Annotated in this window: 15 protein-coding genes and 1 tRNA gene; 4 read left to right on the top strand and 12 right to left on the bottom strand. The window is 36.8% G+C overall.

Annotated elements, in window-relative coordinates; genetic code table 11:
* Positions 1-42: 42 nt before the first annotated feature.
* From acsn021_RS22655 to acsn021_RS22640, 4 genes are all read left to right on the top strand, one after another.
* Complete coding sequence (locus tag acsn021_RS22655) at positions 43-1,107, top strand: HD-GYP domain-containing protein (protein ID WP_184092834.1); 1,065 nt, start codon at positions 43-45, stop codon at positions 1,105-1,107.
* A 431-nt stretch (positions 1,108-1,538) separates the two neighbouring features.
* On the top strand, positions 1,539-2,435 hold the full coding sequence (locus acsn021_RS22650) for a DUF3881 family protein (protein WP_184092833.1): 897 nt from the start codon (positions 1,539-1,541) through the stop codon (positions 2,433-2,435).
* Positions 2,436-2,518: 83 nt separating this feature from the next.
* Positions 2,519-2,592 (top strand) — tRNA-Arg (locus tag acsn021_RS22645).
* 88 nt (positions 2,593-2,680) lie between these two features.
* Positions 2,681-3,274, top strand: coding sequence for a nucleotidyltransferase family protein (locus tag acsn021_RS22640; RefSeq protein WP_184092832.1), 594 nt, complete (start codon positions 2,681-2,683; stop codon positions 3,272-3,274).
* A 139-nt stretch (positions 3,275-3,413) separates the two neighbouring features.
* On the opposite strand, the gene acsn021_RS22635 is transcribed toward acsn021_RS22640, so the two are convergent.
* From acsn021_RS22635 to acsn021_RS22580, 12 genes are all read right to left on the bottom strand, one after another.
* Positions 3,414-4,889, bottom strand: a complete 1,476-nt coding sequence (locus tag acsn021_RS22635) for a D-alanyl-D-alanine carboxypeptidase family protein (protein WP_184092831.1) — start codon at positions 4,887-4,889, stop codon at positions 3,414-3,416.
* A 347-nt stretch (positions 4,890-5,236) separates the two neighbouring features.
* Positions 5,237-5,938 (bottom strand): L-ribulose-5-phosphate 4-epimerase, encoded by a 702-nt coding sequence (gene araD / locus acsn021_RS22630; protein WP_184092830.1) that lies wholly within the window; start codon positions 5,936-5,938, stop codon positions 5,237-5,239.
* A 20-nt stretch (positions 5,939-5,958) separates the two neighbouring features.
* Positions 5,959-7,437, bottom strand: a complete 1,479-nt coding sequence (gene araA, locus acsn021_RS22625; RefSeq protein ID WP_184092829.1) for an L-arabinose isomerase — start codon at positions 7,435-7,437, stop codon at positions 5,959-5,961.
* 151 nt (positions 7,438-7,588) lie between these two features.
* Positions 7,589-9,256 (bottom strand): ribulokinase, encoded by a 1,668-nt coding sequence (gene araB, locus acsn021_RS22620; protein ID WP_184092828.1) that lies wholly within the window; start codon positions 9,254-9,256, stop codon positions 7,589-7,591.
* A gap of 147 nt (positions 9,257-9,403) precedes the next feature.
* A complete protein-coding gene (locus acsn021_RS22615) occupies positions 9,404-10,498 on the bottom strand; it encodes a GntR family transcriptional regulator (RefSeq protein ID WP_184092827.1) in 1,095 nt (364 codons plus the stop codon).
* Positions 10,499-10,660: 162 nt separating this feature from the next.
* Positions 10,661-11,284 (bottom strand): V-type ATP synthase subunit D, encoded by a 624-nt coding sequence (locus acsn021_RS22610; protein WP_184092826.1) that lies wholly within the window; start codon positions 11,282-11,284, stop codon positions 10,661-10,663.
* 179 nt (positions 11,285-11,463) lie between these two features.
* Positions 11,464-12,876 (bottom strand): V-type ATP synthase subunit B, encoded by a 1,413-nt coding sequence (locus acsn021_RS22605; RefSeq protein WP_184092825.1) that lies wholly within the window; start codon positions 12,874-12,876, stop codon positions 11,464-11,466.
* Positions 12,877-12,890: 14 nt separating this feature from the next.
* Positions 12,891-14,657, bottom strand: coding sequence for a V-type ATP synthase subunit A (locus acsn021_RS22600; RefSeq protein ID WP_184092824.1), 1,767 nt, complete (start codon positions 14,655-14,657; stop codon positions 12,891-12,893).
* Between the two features lie 184 nt (positions 14,658-14,841).
* Complete coding sequence (locus acsn021_RS22595; RefSeq protein ID WP_184092823.1) at positions 14,842-15,408, bottom strand: V-type ATP synthase subunit E; 567 nt, start codon at positions 15,406-15,408, stop codon at positions 14,842-14,844.
* A gap of 17 nt (positions 15,409-15,425) precedes the next feature.
* Complete coding sequence (locus acsn021_RS22590) at positions 15,426-15,734, bottom strand: V-type ATP synthase subunit F (RefSeq protein ID WP_184092822.1); 309 nt, start codon at positions 15,732-15,734, stop codon at positions 15,426-15,428.
* 190 nt (positions 15,735-15,924) lie between these two features.
* The gene (locus acsn021_RS22585) at positions 15,925-16,344 is read right to left on the bottom strand and encodes an ATP synthase subunit C (RefSeq protein ID WP_184092821.1); all 420 of its coding nucleotides are present in this window, start codon (positions 16,342-16,344) and stop codon (positions 15,925-15,927) included.
* Positions 16,345-16,368: 24 nt separating this feature from the next.
* Positions 16,369-18,270 carry a V-type ATP synthase subunit I gene (locus tag acsn021_RS22580; protein ID WP_184092820.1) on the bottom strand — a complete coding sequence of 634 codons (1,902 nt, stop codon included), beginning with the start codon at positions 18,268-18,270 and terminating at the stop codon, positions 16,369-16,371.
* Between the last annotated feature and the right edge of the window lie 7 nt (positions 18,271-18,277).

Here is an 18,277-nt window from a genome sequence, read left to right as displayed (position 1 = left end):
AAGACTCTTGTCCGCAAATGTTAATATTACGAGGTGTGTCGTATGAGAAGAATGTTACTTGATTCAATCAAGGGACATGAATTGCTTGCTAAAGATATTCTGAGTGACAGTGGAATTGTAATTATGTCAGCAGGATCTGTTATAAAGAGAGAGTATGTAAAACGTCTCATGGAATTGGGAATTTACTATATATATGTGAATGATGAATTATCTGTTGGTTTGGATGATGAGGACAGTATCGAAGAAAAAATTAAGGATCAGTGCCAGGATATAGTAAAAGAAATAATTGATAAATACTCCTATCAGGGGAATGGTGATCTAGTAGAAATTCAATCTGTAGCAGAGCAGATAATGTCTGATATCATCGAGGAACCAGAGGTTATGTTTAGTATATCAGGAGTGAGGAGGAAAAGTGAGAGTACTTATTCACACTCGATTAATGTATGTGCCCTGTCAGTGCTTCTGGCACTGCGCTTAAGGCTTCCTAAAGTAAAGGTAAAGGAGATAGCCATTGGCAGTTTACTTCATGATATTGGCTATAATTTAATGCCTTTTGACTACATGGATTTTAATTATATAAAAAGCAGTAAACAAGAACAAAAAGAGTTAATGAAGCACGTTATACTAGGTTATTCTTCTGTTGTAAAAGAAGATTGGCTCTCTTTAGGGGCAAAGGATATTATTCTTTGTCATCACGAAAGGCTGGACGGAACTGGTTATCCTTTTCATAAAAAGGAGGATAAAATTAAAATAGGAAGTAAAATAGTAGCCGTGTGTGATGTTTTTGACAGCTTTGTGTATGGTTTTTTGGTGCCTAAGATGAAGGTTCACCATACAATTGATTATATAGTCAGTCAGGCAGGAGTAAAATTTGATTTCGATATCGTTAATTGTTTTATAGAAGCAGTTGCAGCCTATCCCAATGGAACGGTAGTAGTAACAAATCGTGGTGAGAAAGGGATTGTTATCAGACAAAATATAAAATGCCCCACCCGTCCGGTTTTACATATGATTTCAGATGCAAATGGCAATAAATATCAGACTTGGATTGAGAAAGATTTAAAAAAGGAATTATCTATTATGATTGAGGATACAATCGAGTTGTAAGTATTCCTCCTTTCTAATAGGTTATTCTTAGGTTGATATCTTCAGGAAATTGTGGATATTAAATAAGAATAGCCTTTTTGTGGTGTATAAATGCTAGAATGTATCTTTATATCTGGCTATAAAAGTTTCATTTAATTAAATAATATATTGGTGAAACCTTTTAAGCCTTTGAAAATAGAGAGATTACAAAACCCATTATTTGAGTAAATTCCAATTATCAAAGATGAGTAGAGGAACGAGTATTAGCCATATAATAACCAAAAGTAATATTTTTTCAATTCAGTGGATTACTCTTGCCAGTAAACCAAAAATATGATATAAGTAATAGATACATTGAAATTTGTATATTATTTAATAATATGGGTAAGATAAATAAGCTAGACTCTTTTTTTGATGAAGGCGAATTATCATCAGTTAGGTGGTGAAAGACTGTGCATAGTTTTTTAAGAGCAATCGGATTTAGTGAGATAACAGACCGTTTAGAATTAGATAGATTAATAAATTTAATTACGGAAGAACCGACAGAAAAGAAAACATACAATGAGAGTAATAATAAAACTTTTGCTGAAATTTCGAAGTTATTCTCGAAACAGATGGGCATTACTGTCCGTGGGGAATATGATGGTGATGGTAAGTTTTATATGGAACACTATTTTCCTTATTTTAAGAGTAATTATATGAGTACAAAAGAGGAAGTATCTATTATAAAAAGAGTAGATACCGATGCTTATACCGGAATGTGTGACGATGTCCGACTGGGGGTTTCTCTGATTTTTTATTTGCAGAATGTAGTAGATTATCTCATGGAAGGTAAGGATAACAAGCAACCTGACAGGCTTTTTTCGATTTACTTATCTGCATTGTCAGTATCTGGAAAAATACTACTTCCCATGGAACATGACGAGAAGCTGGCTAAAAATAATAGTGCAGATGTTCTTTACCGCAGGCAATTGATTGCTGAAGCTAAAAAAGGCAATCAGGAGGCAATTGACAGTCTTACAATAGATGATATTGATATGTATGCCATGATATCGCGAAGGGCAAAATTTGAAGATATATACACAATTGTTGAAACATCTTTTACTCCTTATGGATCAGAATCCGATAATTATTCTATACTTGGAATAATAACCGATATGGATACCTTAACCAATGAGGTTACCGGAGAAGAATTATATGTACTAACGATTTCTTGTAACGATGTAATATTTCAGGTATTAATTAATAAAAAAGATTTGTATGGAGAACCGGTAGTAGGCAGAAGATTTAAAGGGAATATATGGCTGCAAGGCAATATTGATTTTAATTCAGAAAAATGTTTGAATTAACTGAATTCTAAAAAATATTCTTTAAAGTGTTGACTATTTGTTAATAAAATAGTAGAATAGTTTTGCTGTCTAAAGACAGTCATGCATCTATAGCTCAGTAGGATAGAGCGACCGCCTCCTAAGCGGTAGGCCGCTGGTTCGAATCCAGTTAGGTGCAGTCTATATATAAAATGAAAGTCGTTTAAAGTGTAAGCGACTTTTTTTATATAATCTTGCTGTAAAATTATAGAATAAAGGAGTGTTTTATGCTTGGTCATAATATTGATTTAGATTCACAAAAAGAATTACTTTTGTCTATTGTTTCAAAAAACGATATACTATTAGAAATTCTAAAAATGTCTCAATTTTTACATCTTAAGAATTACTACATAGGTGCAGGGTGTATTTGCCAAACGGTATGGAATTATCAAAATAATATGGAATTAATGTATGGTATTTCGGATGTTGACTTTGTCTATTTTGATAATACTGATATATCCTATGAAGCAGAGGACTGTGTTATACAAAAAGTAAAACAACAATTCTCACACTTACCAGTGGATATAGATGTTAAAAATCAGGCAAGAGTTCATCTGTGGTATAAGGATCGTTACGGATATGATTTAAAGCCCTACACCTCCCTAGAAGAGGCAATTAATACTTGGCCGACAACTGCCACTTCTATAGGTATAAAAATGATTGGGAATAACTTGCAGGTTTATGCACCTTTTGGTCTTAATGATATGTTTGGTCAGATTATTAGAGCTAATAAAACCCAGATTACTAAAGATACATACGTAAGCAAATGCCAAAAATGGAAGAAGAAATGGCCGGCACTTAAAATTATTGATTGGGAATAATAATTACTAGTTCTTTCTAGTATAATCCGGAAAGTGGACACAGAAAAGAATCTGAAAATATATTTCAGATTCATATATATCTTATTTGTTTATATAAACTAACTTGTTTATATATATTTTCTTTTTTTATATCATATGATTAAAAATCAACATAATCTCTTTTGCTGCAGGTACCTCTACGCCGTTTTTTCTCCCAATAAGCATTTCTTCTCCTTCGGTAAGGCAACTCTACAATGACAATATACAAAGTAAAGGAAAGAGCAATTACGCCAATAATAATTCCTATTATAATTGGTTTAATGCTGTTTTCATCATCTGAAGTAATGATTGTGCTATCCACATGGGTTGTGACAGGTATGAAGGAATTTTCTAATTTGGAAACAGTAATATCTTCCTTATAAATAATGTTAGTCGATCCAACTAAATTTCCGTCATAGGTATATTGTATATTGCCTATGACATTATCGCCTGTCTTTATTTCTTTTATGGGTATAAAATCAACTTCTTTTTCAGCTTCCTCATAGGCTGCACCATTAGGGAGAATGATATTACCTGAGTTGCTAAGCTGTATACATGAGGTTTTAAGATCAAATAAAGGTACATACTTTGTAAACAGAGAATTTGAACTGGTATTACCAGGATTCTCAGAATCTGCTATATTATATATGTTAAAATTATCAAAGCCAAAGTTTAATAAAGCCTTTGTATCTGCGTATTCATTAGCAATCGAATCACAGAACATAATAACGCTGATTAAGGTCATTCCGTTTCGTTCGGCAAAAGTTACTAAAGTATATTTAGCTTTTGAAGTATATCCGGTTTTACCACCGATTGCACCGTCAAAAGACATATCACCTTTAATAAACTTATGATGATTTGCCAGATACCTTGTTTCTTCCTGTATATTAGTGGGTGGAATAACATAGGTTCTCGTATTGGTTATTTTTTTGAATGTTTCATTATTAATGGCAGCTTTTGCGATAAGCGCCATATCATAGACCGAGGTATAGTGGTTTTCATCCGGTAAGCCGTGAGGATTGGTAAAATTGGAATCCATACAGCCTAATTCCTTGGCCTTTTTATTCATTAAGTCGGAAAACGCATCCACAGTACCAGACACATGTTCTGCAACGGCATATGATACTTCATTGGCAGATTCTAACATAACTCCATATAAACTTTGTTCCATGGTCAGTTTTTCGCCCACGTCAATACCAATTCGGCTGCTTCTTAAATCTACATCGTAAACAGCTTTTTTAGAAAAGGTTACAGTTTCATTAAGAGATGAATTCTCTATAGCTAATAAAGTAGTAAGTATTTTGGTAATGCTTGCAGGATAATAGGTTTCATGTGGGTTTTTAGAATAAAGAATAGCACCTGTGGAGGCTTCCATTACTAGAGCTGCCTCAGAGTTAACCTGTGGCTGATTCTCAGGCCAGGCGGATACTTTTGTTTCTTTTGTCTTAGTAGTTTTTACAGTTGTATTTTTATTTTCTATTGTATGATTAATACCAGATGTTGCAGCATTATAGGTAGATTGAGCCATAGCAAAGGTTACAGCAGTATTGTTAAACAATAAGCATAACGCACTAATTAAAATAAGTGTTTTTTTCATAAAAGCTCCTTTATATAAAACTATTTTTAGTAGTATTGGTTATTTTTCAATATTGTATGAATGAAAATTCTAGTAGAAAAACAATAATTATATTATAGATGATTTTACAGGTTGTATCAAGAAAAAAAGGTCTCTTCATAAAAAATTAAGTAATTGGGAGAAAAATAGTTCTAAATAGACATTTTACAGCATTAAGAGGGTAAAAAAACTGCCTTACAAGTTATGTTTCCAGGATAACGGGTCAAAATTCTTAGTTATCGTTCCTGACATAATTGTAAAGCAGTTTTAAAAAATTCATCTAACATTTGGTTAAAGGATAGCTTATAATGAATAGGCGTTTCACTTTTTTATTTTTTCTGTCCATAATAAGCATTTTTGCCATGCTTTCTTAGATAATGTTTATCCAGTAATTCTTGTTGCATAGGCACTAATTTTCCCTGTGAGAGGGAAAGATTATGCCAAGCCATAAAGGCAACCTCTTCTAATACCACGGCATTATGCACGGCATTATAAGCATCTTTACCCCAGGTAAAAGGGCCATGGCTATATACAACAACGCCGGGGACATCGTCAGCTTCAATACTGCCTTTTGCAAAGCGTTCAATAATAACGGTACCTGTTTCTTTTTCATAAGCACCATTTATTTCGTCCGTTGTCATTTTTCTGGTACAAGGAATTTCACCATAAAAGTAATCAGCATGTGTTGTGCCAAAGGCAGGGATTCCCATACCGGCTTGTGCAAAAGTGGTAGCCCAACGGGAGTGGGTATGCACAACACCTCCTATATTAGGAAATGCTTTGTAAAGTTCTATATGGGTTGCTGTATCAGAGGAAGGATTTAAGCTTCCTTCTATTACACTACCCTCTAAATCTACGACTACCATATCATCTTGCTTCATAACGTCATATTCTACACCAGAGGGTTTTATGACAATGTATCCGGTTGCTCTGTCTATACCGGATACATTACCCCAAGTAAAAGTAACCAAGCCGTGTTTTGGCAAAAGCATATTTGCTTCAAAAACCTGTTTTTTTAAGTTTTCTAACATGTATACGTCCTTTCCGGGGCTTATTTTAGCTTCCAGGCAATATCCTGAAGGAATAACAATTGTTTTAATCCTTCGATTGTTGTATCTTTGCCAATATGAACATATTCAATATCCATCATTTCTGCCCAATCCTGCATCTGTTCCGCTGTTAAGGCGTAGGAGAATACGGTATGGTGAGCACCACCTGCAAGAATCCAGCATTCAGCACCTGTTTTTAAATCGGGTAAAGCCTTCCACATAACACGTGCTACAGGGAGATTGGGCATCTCGTAAATAGGCTTTACAGCTTCTACATCCTGTACAATTAAACGGAAACGACCACCCATGTCTACTAGGGAAGCAACGATGGCATCTCCTGGATGACCTTCAAATACAAGTCTTGCCGGATCATTTTTACCGCCGATTCCAAGTGGATGCACCTCAACTCTTGGCTTATCTGCTGCTAAGGTAGGGCATACTTCAAGCATATGAGCACCTAAGGATAATTCGTTGCCTTTAGTAAGATCGTAGGTATAGTCTTCCATAAAAGCGGTACCGCCGCTAAGACCTTCGGCCATCTGTTTCATAATGTGGGTCATGGCAGATACTTTCCAGTCACCTTCACCGCCGTATCCAAATCCTGCCTCCATTAACCGCTGGCTTGCAAGGCCTGGTAACTGTTCCATTCCATATAGGTCTTCAAACGTATTTGTATAAGCACCGCAGTTTGCCTCTGTCAGCATCTTTTTCATTGCAATTTCTGCTTTTGCCTGATAACGGATTGAGTCAAGGTTATCTGTAGCAATTACATACTTTTCTTTGTACTCCTTTATTAATGCATCAATCTGTTCATCTGTTACGGCGTTGATTTCTTTTACCAAATCACCCACGGCAGTTGTATTTACCTGCCAGCCAAATTTAATCTGTGCTTCTACTTTATCACCTTCAGTAACAGCAACCTGACGCATATTATCGCCAAAACGCATTACTTTAAGAGTATTGCTTACTAGTGCACCAATGGCTGAGCGCATCCAGCTACCGATTTTACCTTGGACATCTTCATCTTCCCAGTAGCCGGCAATAACTTTACGAGCCATACGAAGTCTGGTGCCAATAAAACCATGTTCTCTGTCTCCATGGGCTGACTGGTTTAAGTTCATGAAGTCCATATCGATTCCTTCGTTGGGAATAATACGGTTAAACTGTGTATGCAGGTGACAATAAGGTTTTTCTAAAATCGTCAAACCGTTAATCCACATTTTAGAAGGAGAAAAGGTATGCATCCAGGTGATGATACCGGCACAGTTTTCTGCATAATTGGCTTCTTTCATGATTTTTGTAATTTCGTCCGGAGTTGTTACAATAGGTTTAAATACTACGGTACAAGGTATCAGAGAAGAATCGTTTAAGCTTTTTGCAATGACTTCAGAATGTTCAGCTACCTGCTTTAGAGTTTCCGGTCCATATAAATGCTGTGATCCAGTAATAAACCAGAATTCATAACGCTTTAATGTTGACATAATATTCCTCCTGTAATAATTCATTTTATTTCATTGATGGTAAAGTAAAGATAGTATATTTATATTTCAATAGATTCAGTGATTTAAATCGAAGCTCTGGTATGAACATACTTGATTTGATTCACGTTTTGTATAATTATACATTTAGCTTTTATATGCTTTGCTTTTTTTTTATTTCTTTTAGACGTTTCATTACGTCATTATCACCACGGCCAAAATAATCATGAAGGATTGAATATTCTGCATACAGCTTATCATAAACAGCTGCATTTTCAGCAATTGGTGTATAAAGAGTATCTTTTAATTTGCCCATTACTCGTGCAGCTTTAAAGACGTCGTCATAACCGCCGTTTTTTGTACCGGCAGCAACCGCACCAAAGATAGCACTACCCAGTGCAGGTCCTTGAGAAGTTCCGCCTATTTTAATGGGTACCTGTATTATGTCAGTATAGATTTGCATAGCCATAGGGTTTTTCTGAGATATACCGCCAGAGGCATAAAACTCATCTACCGGGACACCGTTAGCACGGAAGGTTTCTATAATTTTTCTGGTACCATAGGCAGTTGCTTCAATTAGGGCGCGATAAATTTCTTCCGGTTTTGTTTGCAGTGTCATACCTAATATTAAACCAGTCAAGTCAACATCAACTAATACAGAACGATTCCCATTCCACCAATCAAGGGCAACCAGGCCACTTTGGCCAACCTTTAACTGCTCAGCTTTTTTTGTCAGATACTGATGTATATTTAAGCCTTCAGCTTTGGCGGCTTCATAGTATTCTGAGCTTACACAGTTTTCTACAAACCAAGCAAAATGATCCCCTACACAGGATTGCCCGGCTTCATAACCATAATATCCAGGATATACACCATCTTCTACTACACCGCACATTCCGGGTACATTATGTTCTTCTGTACCTAAGAGAATATGGCAGGTAGAAGTACCCATTATAGCTAACATTTTTCCAGGACCGTCAATTTTAACAGCAGGAACAGTTACATGGGCATCTACATTGGCAACAGCAACAGCAGTACCAGCTTCTAGTCCTGTTAAGGCAGCCGCTTTTTCACTGACCGTTCCTGCCGCAGCTCCAAGTGGAGTAATGGGGCAGTTTAATTTGTCTTCAACAACATTTTCAAGACGGGTATCAAGGGCTTTAAAAAACTCTTTTTCAGGATATCCTTTTTGTTTATGCCACATAGCTTTATAACCTGCGGTACAGGAGTTTCTTGTTTGAACACCTGTTAATTGCCAGATTACCCAGTCAGCAGCTTCTATGAAGAAATCTGCTTCTTCATATATATAGGGAGCTTCTTCTAGAGTCTGCCAAATCTTTGGAAACATCCACTCAGAGGAAATTTTCCCTCCATAACGAGATAACCAATCCTGATTCATGGAAGCAGCAATATCATTTAATTGATTTGCCTTATCCTGAGCGGCATGATGCTTCCATAATTTTATGTAGGCATGGGGGTCATCCTTGTATTTATCAAGAAAACATAAAGGGGTTCCGTCTGCTTTGACAGGCAGCATGGTGCAGGCAGTAAAATCGATTCCTATACCTATAATATCTTTTTTAGAAACTCCGGATTCTTTTAACACAGCAGGAATTGTAGCAGCAAATACATCCAAGTAATCTTGTGGATGCTCAAGAGCCCAGTCAGGTGCAAGTTTCTTGCCAGAAGGCAGCGTTTCATCCATAACTCCATGGGGATATTCTAATGTAGCATCGGCTAATTCTTCTCCGGTTTCAACATTTACTAAGAGTGCACGCCCGGATAAAGTACCAAAATCAACACCAATTGAATATTTTGGCATCTTGTATACCTCCTTAAAATGATAAGATCGTAATGGTGTGTACATATTTTTAACATGTACGTACAACTTGTTATATCTTTATTCTATATGAATTATATTAAAAAATCAAGAAAAATATCAAGTTTTTATGTGCAGTTTTTGTTATTTTCACTCATTGATTTTCTTGACGGATTCTCTGATTTTAATTGTTGGCTCCAGTACAATCTGTTCTGTTAAAAAGGGATTGTTCATGCATTGGAGCAGAAGTCCAGCACCACGTTTACCTACCTTTTTTGAAGGATAGACAACAGAAGTCAGATTAAAAACCATGTGTTTAGCTAAAAAAGAATTATCAAAGCTGACAATGGAGATATCTTCTGGAACAGACTTACTATTCCGTTTTAAAAGTTTTATAAGGGCAGCAGCTATCTGGTCATTATAGCAGACCACAGCCGTAACATCTTCAAAACGTTCCAAAATAATAGTATCCATGCTTCCTTCAAAAAAATAGTAATAATCTTCTGTAGTGTACCATAAGATGGATTTATCCAATAAAGGAAGTTTATTCATTTTTAAAGAGTTTTGAAGTCCTTCATAGCGCCTTAGACCTTGGATATCATCGGATTTAAAAATCCCGCCGATGTTAGTATGACCGTTTTCTATCAAAATGTCAGTGACCATACTACCGGCCTTTATATCATCCATTACAATATAAGAATTACTGTAATTATTATAATATCCATTAATAAAAACGGTTGGAATATTATGTTCCTTAAGTTGTCCATACAGACGGCTGTTGGCATTTGGCAGGGCAGATTTTGTACCCTCTACAATCAAACCGTCTACTCCGCTTTGCATCATTTGAAGTAAACAATTTTCTTCATCAGAAGGCTTATTGTGTGTAATACCAAGGGTCATAGTATAACCATTGTCAGTTAAAACTTCCTCGATGCCATGAATGATACTAGGAAATATATAATCGTCCAGATAGGTGGTAATAACCCCTACTCGCATAGTTTTTTCAGAAGGTGCTTTTTTGTTTGTATTGGATACATAGGTGCCGCTGCCCTGTTCCCTTATAAGAATTCCTTCCGCAACTAGGTTACCGATTGCCTGTCTAACGGTTTGGCGGCTGTAAGAGAATCTAGCAGCAAGCTCGTTCTCAGAGGGTATTTTTTCCCCAACTTGAAAGGTTCCATTAATAATATTGTCTTTAATCCAGTGGCTTAGCACCACATGTTTTGATAGTTCATTCCGGTTCATAGTTAGCTCCATATTTAAATTGATTGAAACCATGTATAGTTGTACTATAGTTTATTATATTTTAAACCAGTTGTAAATACAAGTTTAATATATGTGGTAATAGCCAAGTACAAAAAAGGACGAGATATGTAATCACGTCCTTTTTGATAAACCAGTCTGATATTATTCTTCATCCCGTCTTCTCTTTATTACTTTTAATCTTGTAAATTCCTCACGTTCCTTTTCTTCTAAGGCATTTTGAATGTCACGGGTTAACCCTGTATAGTAAGGAATGGTTATATTCTTTAGTGCATTGGCACGTTTTTGTGTTTTATTAATGCTTGTAGCAAGCCGGTATGCAGCATTCTCAATCATGGCTAAACGAAGGGTAAGCTCTTTCACTTTTTTAAAGCGGTTCGTTGCCTCATCTAAGGATAATCTGGTATTAAAAAACGAATAGGTTGGTTTATTGCTTTCAGAAATATCGAATTCTACCAAAGGAATCTCAGCACCCATAATACTGCGCTGTTTGACTTCTATTGAAGTTTCCTCCGGAATAGTACTGCTTAAGTCTTCAACATTGCGTATACCCATTTCAATATTTGCTTTTTGAAGAGCCTTATAAGCGTTGGTGAAGGTTCCATCAATCTCTGTCTGAATATTCTTGGCTTTATCAATTAAGTCCATAAGCTCCCGGATTAAGATGTTTCGTTTTTTATCCATGAGTTCATAACCCTGTTTTGCCAAGGCAAGAGAATTTTTTGCTAGTATTAAATTTCCCTTGGTTGGAAAAGTATTTGGATTCATAATAAACTCCCATCTGCGTGCAAAAAGCACGCATAAAAATCAGGATGTTGAAAGAGGTTCTTTAAAAATTAACCTTTCAACTTAACTCCCATCTGCGTGCAAAAGCACGCATAAAAATCAGGATGTTGAAAGAGGCTCTTTAAAATTTAACCTTTCAACTTAATCCATGCCTGTCTGAATTACATATCATCTTCCTCAGAAGATGCTGTATCTTCCTCCACAGGAGCTTTAAAATATTTATCAAGAATTTTAGTATCTACACGGTCAAGTTCTTCTCTTGGCAGGATGGTAAGAAGTTCCCAACCCTTATCAAGAGTTTCTGTTATACTACGGTCTTCCTGATGCCCTTGTGCAATAAATTCTTGTTCCATAGTAACACCGAATTTCAGATACTTCTTATCTATGGCAGATAATTCATCTTCACCGATTACGCTTGCTAAAGCTCTCGCATCACCTACTCTTGCATAAGAGGAGAATAACTGGTTTGCCAAATCTTGATGATCTTCTCTGGTATAGCCTTTACCGATACCGTCCTTCATAAGACGGGAAAGGGAAGGCAGTACACTGATTGGAGGATACACTGACTTTTGATGCAAAGAACGGTCTAAAACAATCTGTCCTTCTGTAATATATCCTGTTAAGTCAGGGATTGGATGCGTAATATCGTCATTTGGCATTGTAAGTATTGGTATCTGCGTTACAGACCCTTTACAATCCCGAACGATTCCAGCCCTTTCATAAAGAGTAGCCAGTTCGCTGTATAGGTATCCGGGATAACCTTTACGGCTTGGTATTTCACCTTTAGAAGAGGACACTTCACGCATTGCTTCTGCAAAGGAGGTCATATCGGTTAAGATAACCAGAATATGCATGTTCTTTTCAAAAGCAAGATACTCTGCTGCTGTTAAGGCTACCTTTGGTGTAATCAATCTTTCTACTACCGGGTCATTTGCCAGGTTTAAGAACATTGCTACGTGATTAATAACACCACTGTCTTCAAAGGTACGTCTAAAGAAGTCAGCAACATCGTGCTTAACACCCATGGCAGCAAATACAATTGCAAAATCCTCATCACTATTTTCTCCTAGTGAGGCCTGCTTAACAATCTGAGCGGCAAGTTGGTCATGTGGAAGACCATTTCCGGAGAAAATAGGAAGTTTTTGTCCACGAATTAAGGTTGTAAGACAGTCAATGGTAGATATACCGGTCTTAATGTAATTACGGGGATATTCTCTGGAACAGGGATTTAAGGGAAGACCATTTACATCCCTTTTGGTTTCAGCAGCTATATTTCCCAAGTTGTCTATAGGCTGGCCGATGCCGTTAAAAACACGGCCCAGAATGTCTTCTGATAAGGATATTTCCATGGGGTGACCGGTTAACTTAGTATGGGTATTATTAAGAGACATTTCTTCTGTACCCTGGAATACCTGGATAACTGCCTTATCATCATATATTTCAACAATTCTTCCTAACTTTTTTTTACCTTCTACAGATAGTTCAACGATTTCGTCGTAGGAGGCACCACGAACGCCCTCAAGAGCAACCAAGGGGCCGTTTATTTCACTGAGTCCTAAATATTCAATTGCCATAGTACTTGCCCTCCTTATGCGTTCTTAGCCATTATAGTGTTATAGAAATTATCTATCATTGTTTTGTAATCATCAAATTTATGAAGCTCATCGTTAGCCACATCGTATTTGATGGATATTACTTTATCAAAAATATCCTCAGCCTTCAAAACTGACATAGGCATATTCAGTGCAATCAGCTGCTTGGATTTTGAAAACAGGTAGAGAATGGTCTGCATCATCTTTAGCTGTTTGGCCAGAGGTACGTAAGTATCGGAAGGATGATAAGCATTCTGCTGGACAAAACCAAGGCGTACAACCCTTGCAATTTCTAAGACTAATTTCTGATCATCCGGCAGAACGTCACTACCGATTAACTTAACAATTTCATTTAACTGGCTTTCCTGTGTTAAGATGCTAAGTAACTGGTTACGACAGTCTACAAAGTCACCGCCTACATTGGATGTATACCAAGGAGCTAAATCAGATACATATTCACTGTAGCTTGTTAGCCACTGGATAGCCGGAAAGTGTCTTGCATAAGCCAATGATTTATCAAGTGCCCAGAAGCAACGAACGAACCGTTTTGTGTTTTGTGTTACTGGTTCTGAAAAGTCACCACCTTGTGGAGATACAGCACCGATAATGGATACACTACCTTCTGTACCGTTTAAATTGTGCATAAAACCAGCTCTTTCATAAAAGCCTGATAATCTGGAAGCAAGATAAGCCGGAAAGCCTTCTTCTGCAGGCATTTCTTCCAAACGTCCGGATAATTCACGAAGCGCTTCTGCCCAACGGGAGGTGGAGTCAGCCATAATTGCTACATGGTAACCCATATCCCGGTAGTACTCAGCCAGAGTTATACCGGTGTAAATACTAGCTTCACGTGCAGCAACCGGCATATTTGAGGTATTAGCAATCAGTGTAGTTCTGTCTAACAAGGGGTTACCGGATTTTGGATCGACTAATTTAGAGAAATCCTCTAAAACCTCTGTCATTTCATTTCCACGTTCACCGCAGCCGATATATACGATAAGGTCAGCATCAGACCATTTAGCAAGCTGATGTTGTGTCATTGTCTTACCGGTACCAAAACCACCGGGGATAGCAGCAGTACCGCCTTTGGCAATGGGAAACAGAGTATCAAGGATACGCTGTCCGGTAATTAAAGGTCGGTCAGAAGCATATCGCTTTGCAGTGGGTCTTGGAACACGGATAGGCCATTTTTGTGTTAAAGTCAATTCTTTTTCTTCACCGTTTGCAAGTTTTATAGTAACGATAGGATCGTTAATGGTATATTTTCCGTCAGGAGCAACCTTGGTTACAACACCCTGTACTTCAGGAGGTACCATAGATTTATGAACGATGGCTTTGGTTTCAGGTACTTCTGCTATAATTGTTCCACCGTAGATTTTATCGCCCTCTTTTACTGTGATATGGACATCCCATAATTTCTCTACGTTCAGGGAATCTACACTGACACCTCTTGTAATAAATGCACCGGATTGTGCAGAAATCTCTTTTAAGGGACGCTCAATTCCATCAAAAATATTTCCGATAATTCCAGGTGCTAAGGTAACAGAAATAGCTGAGCCGGTAGAGTATACTATCTCGCCTGGCTTTAAGCCTGTTGTTTCCTCATATACCTGAATAGTTGTTTCTTTTTTATTCAAGCCAATTACTTCACCAACCAGTTTTTCTTCACCAACCAGTACCATTTCGCCCATTTTAAAGCCTTGGTTTCCTGCCAGATATACAATTGGTCCGTTAATTCCGTATATTTTTCCTGTTATATTCATAATGGAGAATACTCCCCTTTCTTAGAATGAATTAATAAATAGACAATTGTGAAACACTATCTAGAAGCAGGTAAAAGCACTAAAACAATGATGACTTGCTACTAATCTTAACCTGCTTTGATTTTGACTACTTCCAATACATAGAAGATAGTCGCACAATTGACTAAATGGATAAAACGTATTGCTATAATGTAAATGTACTTTTTGCTTCTGCCAGTCTGGTTAAAAAGGAGCTGTCAATTAGTATGTTTTTATCTTGGATAACTGCTCTGGTTCCACCAATAAAATCACGGTCACTGACAGTTAAGACCGCACCGGTATTTGCTTCTAAGGAAGCTTTTAAGTTTGTATCGGTAGGATTAATATATATAGTGATATCTTCGTCCCGTGCGAAATCTTTGGCTGATTTAATCTGACTGCATAATAAGTCAAAGTAATTAGATGTAGTCATATATTCCTGCAATTTTGCAGATACTTCCTCAAATAATTTATCCGTATATTCAGCTGATTGTTCACTTAATTTTCTTTTTATATGAACAGCCTCTGCAGAAAGATCCCTGTTTTTTTCACGGATTAGCTTTTCAGATTCCACTCGATAAGTGATTTCTGCTTTTCTTAAAGCTTCTTTCTTGTGTTCGTCAAATATTATTTGGAGAGACTTTTTATATTCATCAATAATCTGAATATTTTGACTTGTAGCACTTTCCATAGCAGCATTATAAAATTGTTCTAATTTTTCGTCTAAAGTCATATGCTATCTCCTTGTTTCTATAATTTAATTCCTATGGCTTCATTTACGTAGGAAGTAATGAAGTCGGGCTTACGTCCGGTTCCGTGACGATCAGGTATTTCAACAATTAAAGGCAGCTTACGGTTTAACTTAACATCATTGATTAAATCAGGAAACTCTCTGCTGAACTTTTCTGTAATTAATAATACACCAATGGTTGAATCCGCAATGGCTTTATCTAATTGCTGCTTTAAATGTTTTTTTGAATGTATTACAACGCCATCAACGCCTGCAAGGCGCATTCCTGTGTAAGTATCGACATTGTCGCTGATAAGAAACATGCGCATACAATTACCTCCTAATAAGTTAGGTTACTTCTAGAACATATTTTGCATTTCTCAGAGAATTTATCTTAGTATAAAACCTAGTGTCTTTAAGAAATGTAGAAACTGCTCTTATATAATAACTTGAGTTAATAAGACGCTTCCCTAAGTTCATTTCTTTGCCCGGCAAGCGTCCTTGTTGTAGTATGAATAATTATCCTAAGATTGTAAAGGATACGATTAAGCCGTATAATGCAATACCTTCTGCAAGAGCAACAAAGATAAGTGCTTTACCCATGATACTGGAATCTTCACTCATAGCACCTAAGGCAGCAGAAGCAGCAGAAGCAACGGCAATACCACCACCGATACAGGATAAACCAGTGGAAAGGGCAGCTGCTATATATCTCCAGCCATCAACTGAACTTGCTACAGCATCGGCAGCTTCAGCAGCAGATACTTTTCCGCTGAATAATAAGATGTCTGCAAGAACTAAGGTACCAAAGAAGAAAAATGCATTACAGATTAAAGTTGCTTTTAAATTACCTTTTTTCTTTTCTCCTAAAAGAAATGCTCCAAATGGGATAATAATGCTTAAGATTAATGCTATTACTAATATGATTTTTGCTGTCATGATATGTTTCCTCCTAATTTATGATTATTTACTTTTGTATGGTCTAAAACCTTTACCAGTTCCTCTATAGAAACGGCTGAACATTTCATAATACTCCAGACGAAGAACCTGGATACCTACAATCAGACCTTCCATACCTGCAACAAACAGGTTACCTAATATTAGTATAAAGATATTTGGATTGCCCGATTCAACATTTGCAAGTAACATTACCACTCCCATCATAGCCGCATGGCTTAAGGCGAAAGCGCCCACACGTAAGAAAGAGATAGAGTTGGTTAAGTAACTTAATACCACTTCAAATAATTCAAAGAATGATTCTACAAAGAACATACCTTTCTGGTCTGGGAAAATTTTTGACTTTTTCTCTACATAGTGGGTAAGAGGTTCTTTAAAAAACATCAGCAGTAAAGGTATTCCGAAAAATACAGCTAAAAGTATAGTTGCTGGCAGTGCATGACCTGTAAATATTAATAATACACAGACTAATGCCATTACGTAAAATACAAGCCCGGCTACACCATTGGTATCAAAAAATATTTTTTCAACATCCTTTGCTTTAATACCGTTAATTATATTAATAACCATAGCAATAATGATTAATATTGAACCAAAAGCTACCGCAACCATAAGGACGGTCATTACATTTTCCATAGGCTTTAACCACCCGGTAGGAATGGCATGTTCGAATCCAAAGAAGCTGCCGTACATAAATCCCATAATGGTTGAAAATATACCAGCAATGGATACAATAGCTGCCAAAGGCACCTTTTTTATCTTATACAGTAGAGCACCACCAAGAACAAGGCACAAGCCCTGGCCAACATCTCCAAACATAATACCAAATATTAGGGAGTAGGTTATAGCTACAAAAGATGTAGGGTCAATTTCGTTGTAGGCTGGAAGACCGTACATGCTAATAAACATTTCAAATGGTTTAAATAACTTAAAGTTTTTAAGCTTTGTAGGCGGCTTTGCAGTGATACCCTCGTAATCATCCTCTAACATACAGTAGATGTTGGCATCGTTATCAATGTCTTTTACAAGAGAAGCTACGTTTTTTTCTGTGATCCAGCCGCACAGGATAAAATAGAAAGAATCACTGTTGGAATCTCTTGTACAGGCAGCAAGCTTTCTAACATCAAAGTTGCTGTTGAAGGCTTTAAGTACCTCATGAGCAGCCAGAATATCGACCGCCTTTGAATTTAAACGCTCTTTTATCTGGTCATCGATTTCTTTAATTTTTTCTACAACAGCATCTTTTTTCCTGGAGATTAATCGATAAGCCTCTTCAGGGGTACCTTCATACTCAGCAGGAATAAAAATTCGCTCAAAGTGAAGAGAAGAGTAAATCGCATCAATCTTTTCATGTTGAGAACCGGGAACAAAGTATACACCCCAAACATATTCAGAATCGCTGTCACATTCAAAAAATAAGGTTGTCAGGCTGTCATATACAAATTTTGAGAATTTGTTGTAATACTCATGGGATATCCTGCCGAATCTGAATTTAATAAATTTAAAATCAAGGATTTTATCTACTGCATAATCCAGATGGCGGAAGGGTTCAATTTTTTTTATCAATTCGGTCAGATGGTCACGTTCCACCTTTAGGCTTTTTTTCTTATCGGTCAAATCTTCTAGTTCGTGAGAAGCTGAATTAATTACTGCGGAAGCCATAGAAGGAGTCATATCTTTATCCACGGCTGGTGTTTCTTTGTCAAACCGGTCAACTAGTTCTTGTGATTTGCTAAAGACATCTTTGTAGGGGTTAATTTCTACAAAGGGTTTTAAATCATGAACAGACTTTAGTTCGGACAATGCATTTTCTAAATGTACTTCGTATTTGGAAAGATATACATTTACAACGCGGTCGAATTCACTTCTGGGACCTGTTATACTCAAAAACTTCATTTTTTCAATCACTTTTTGC

It is taken from the genome of Anaerocolumna cellulosilytica (genome assembly GCF_014218335.1).
Classification (GTDB): domain Bacteria; phylum Bacillota; class Clostridia; order Lachnospirales; family Lachnospiraceae; genus Anaerocolumna; species Anaerocolumna cellulosilytica.
The sequence above is the reverse complement of the archived record's forward strand: the minus strand, read 5'-3'. Positions and strand labels throughout refer to the sequence as shown.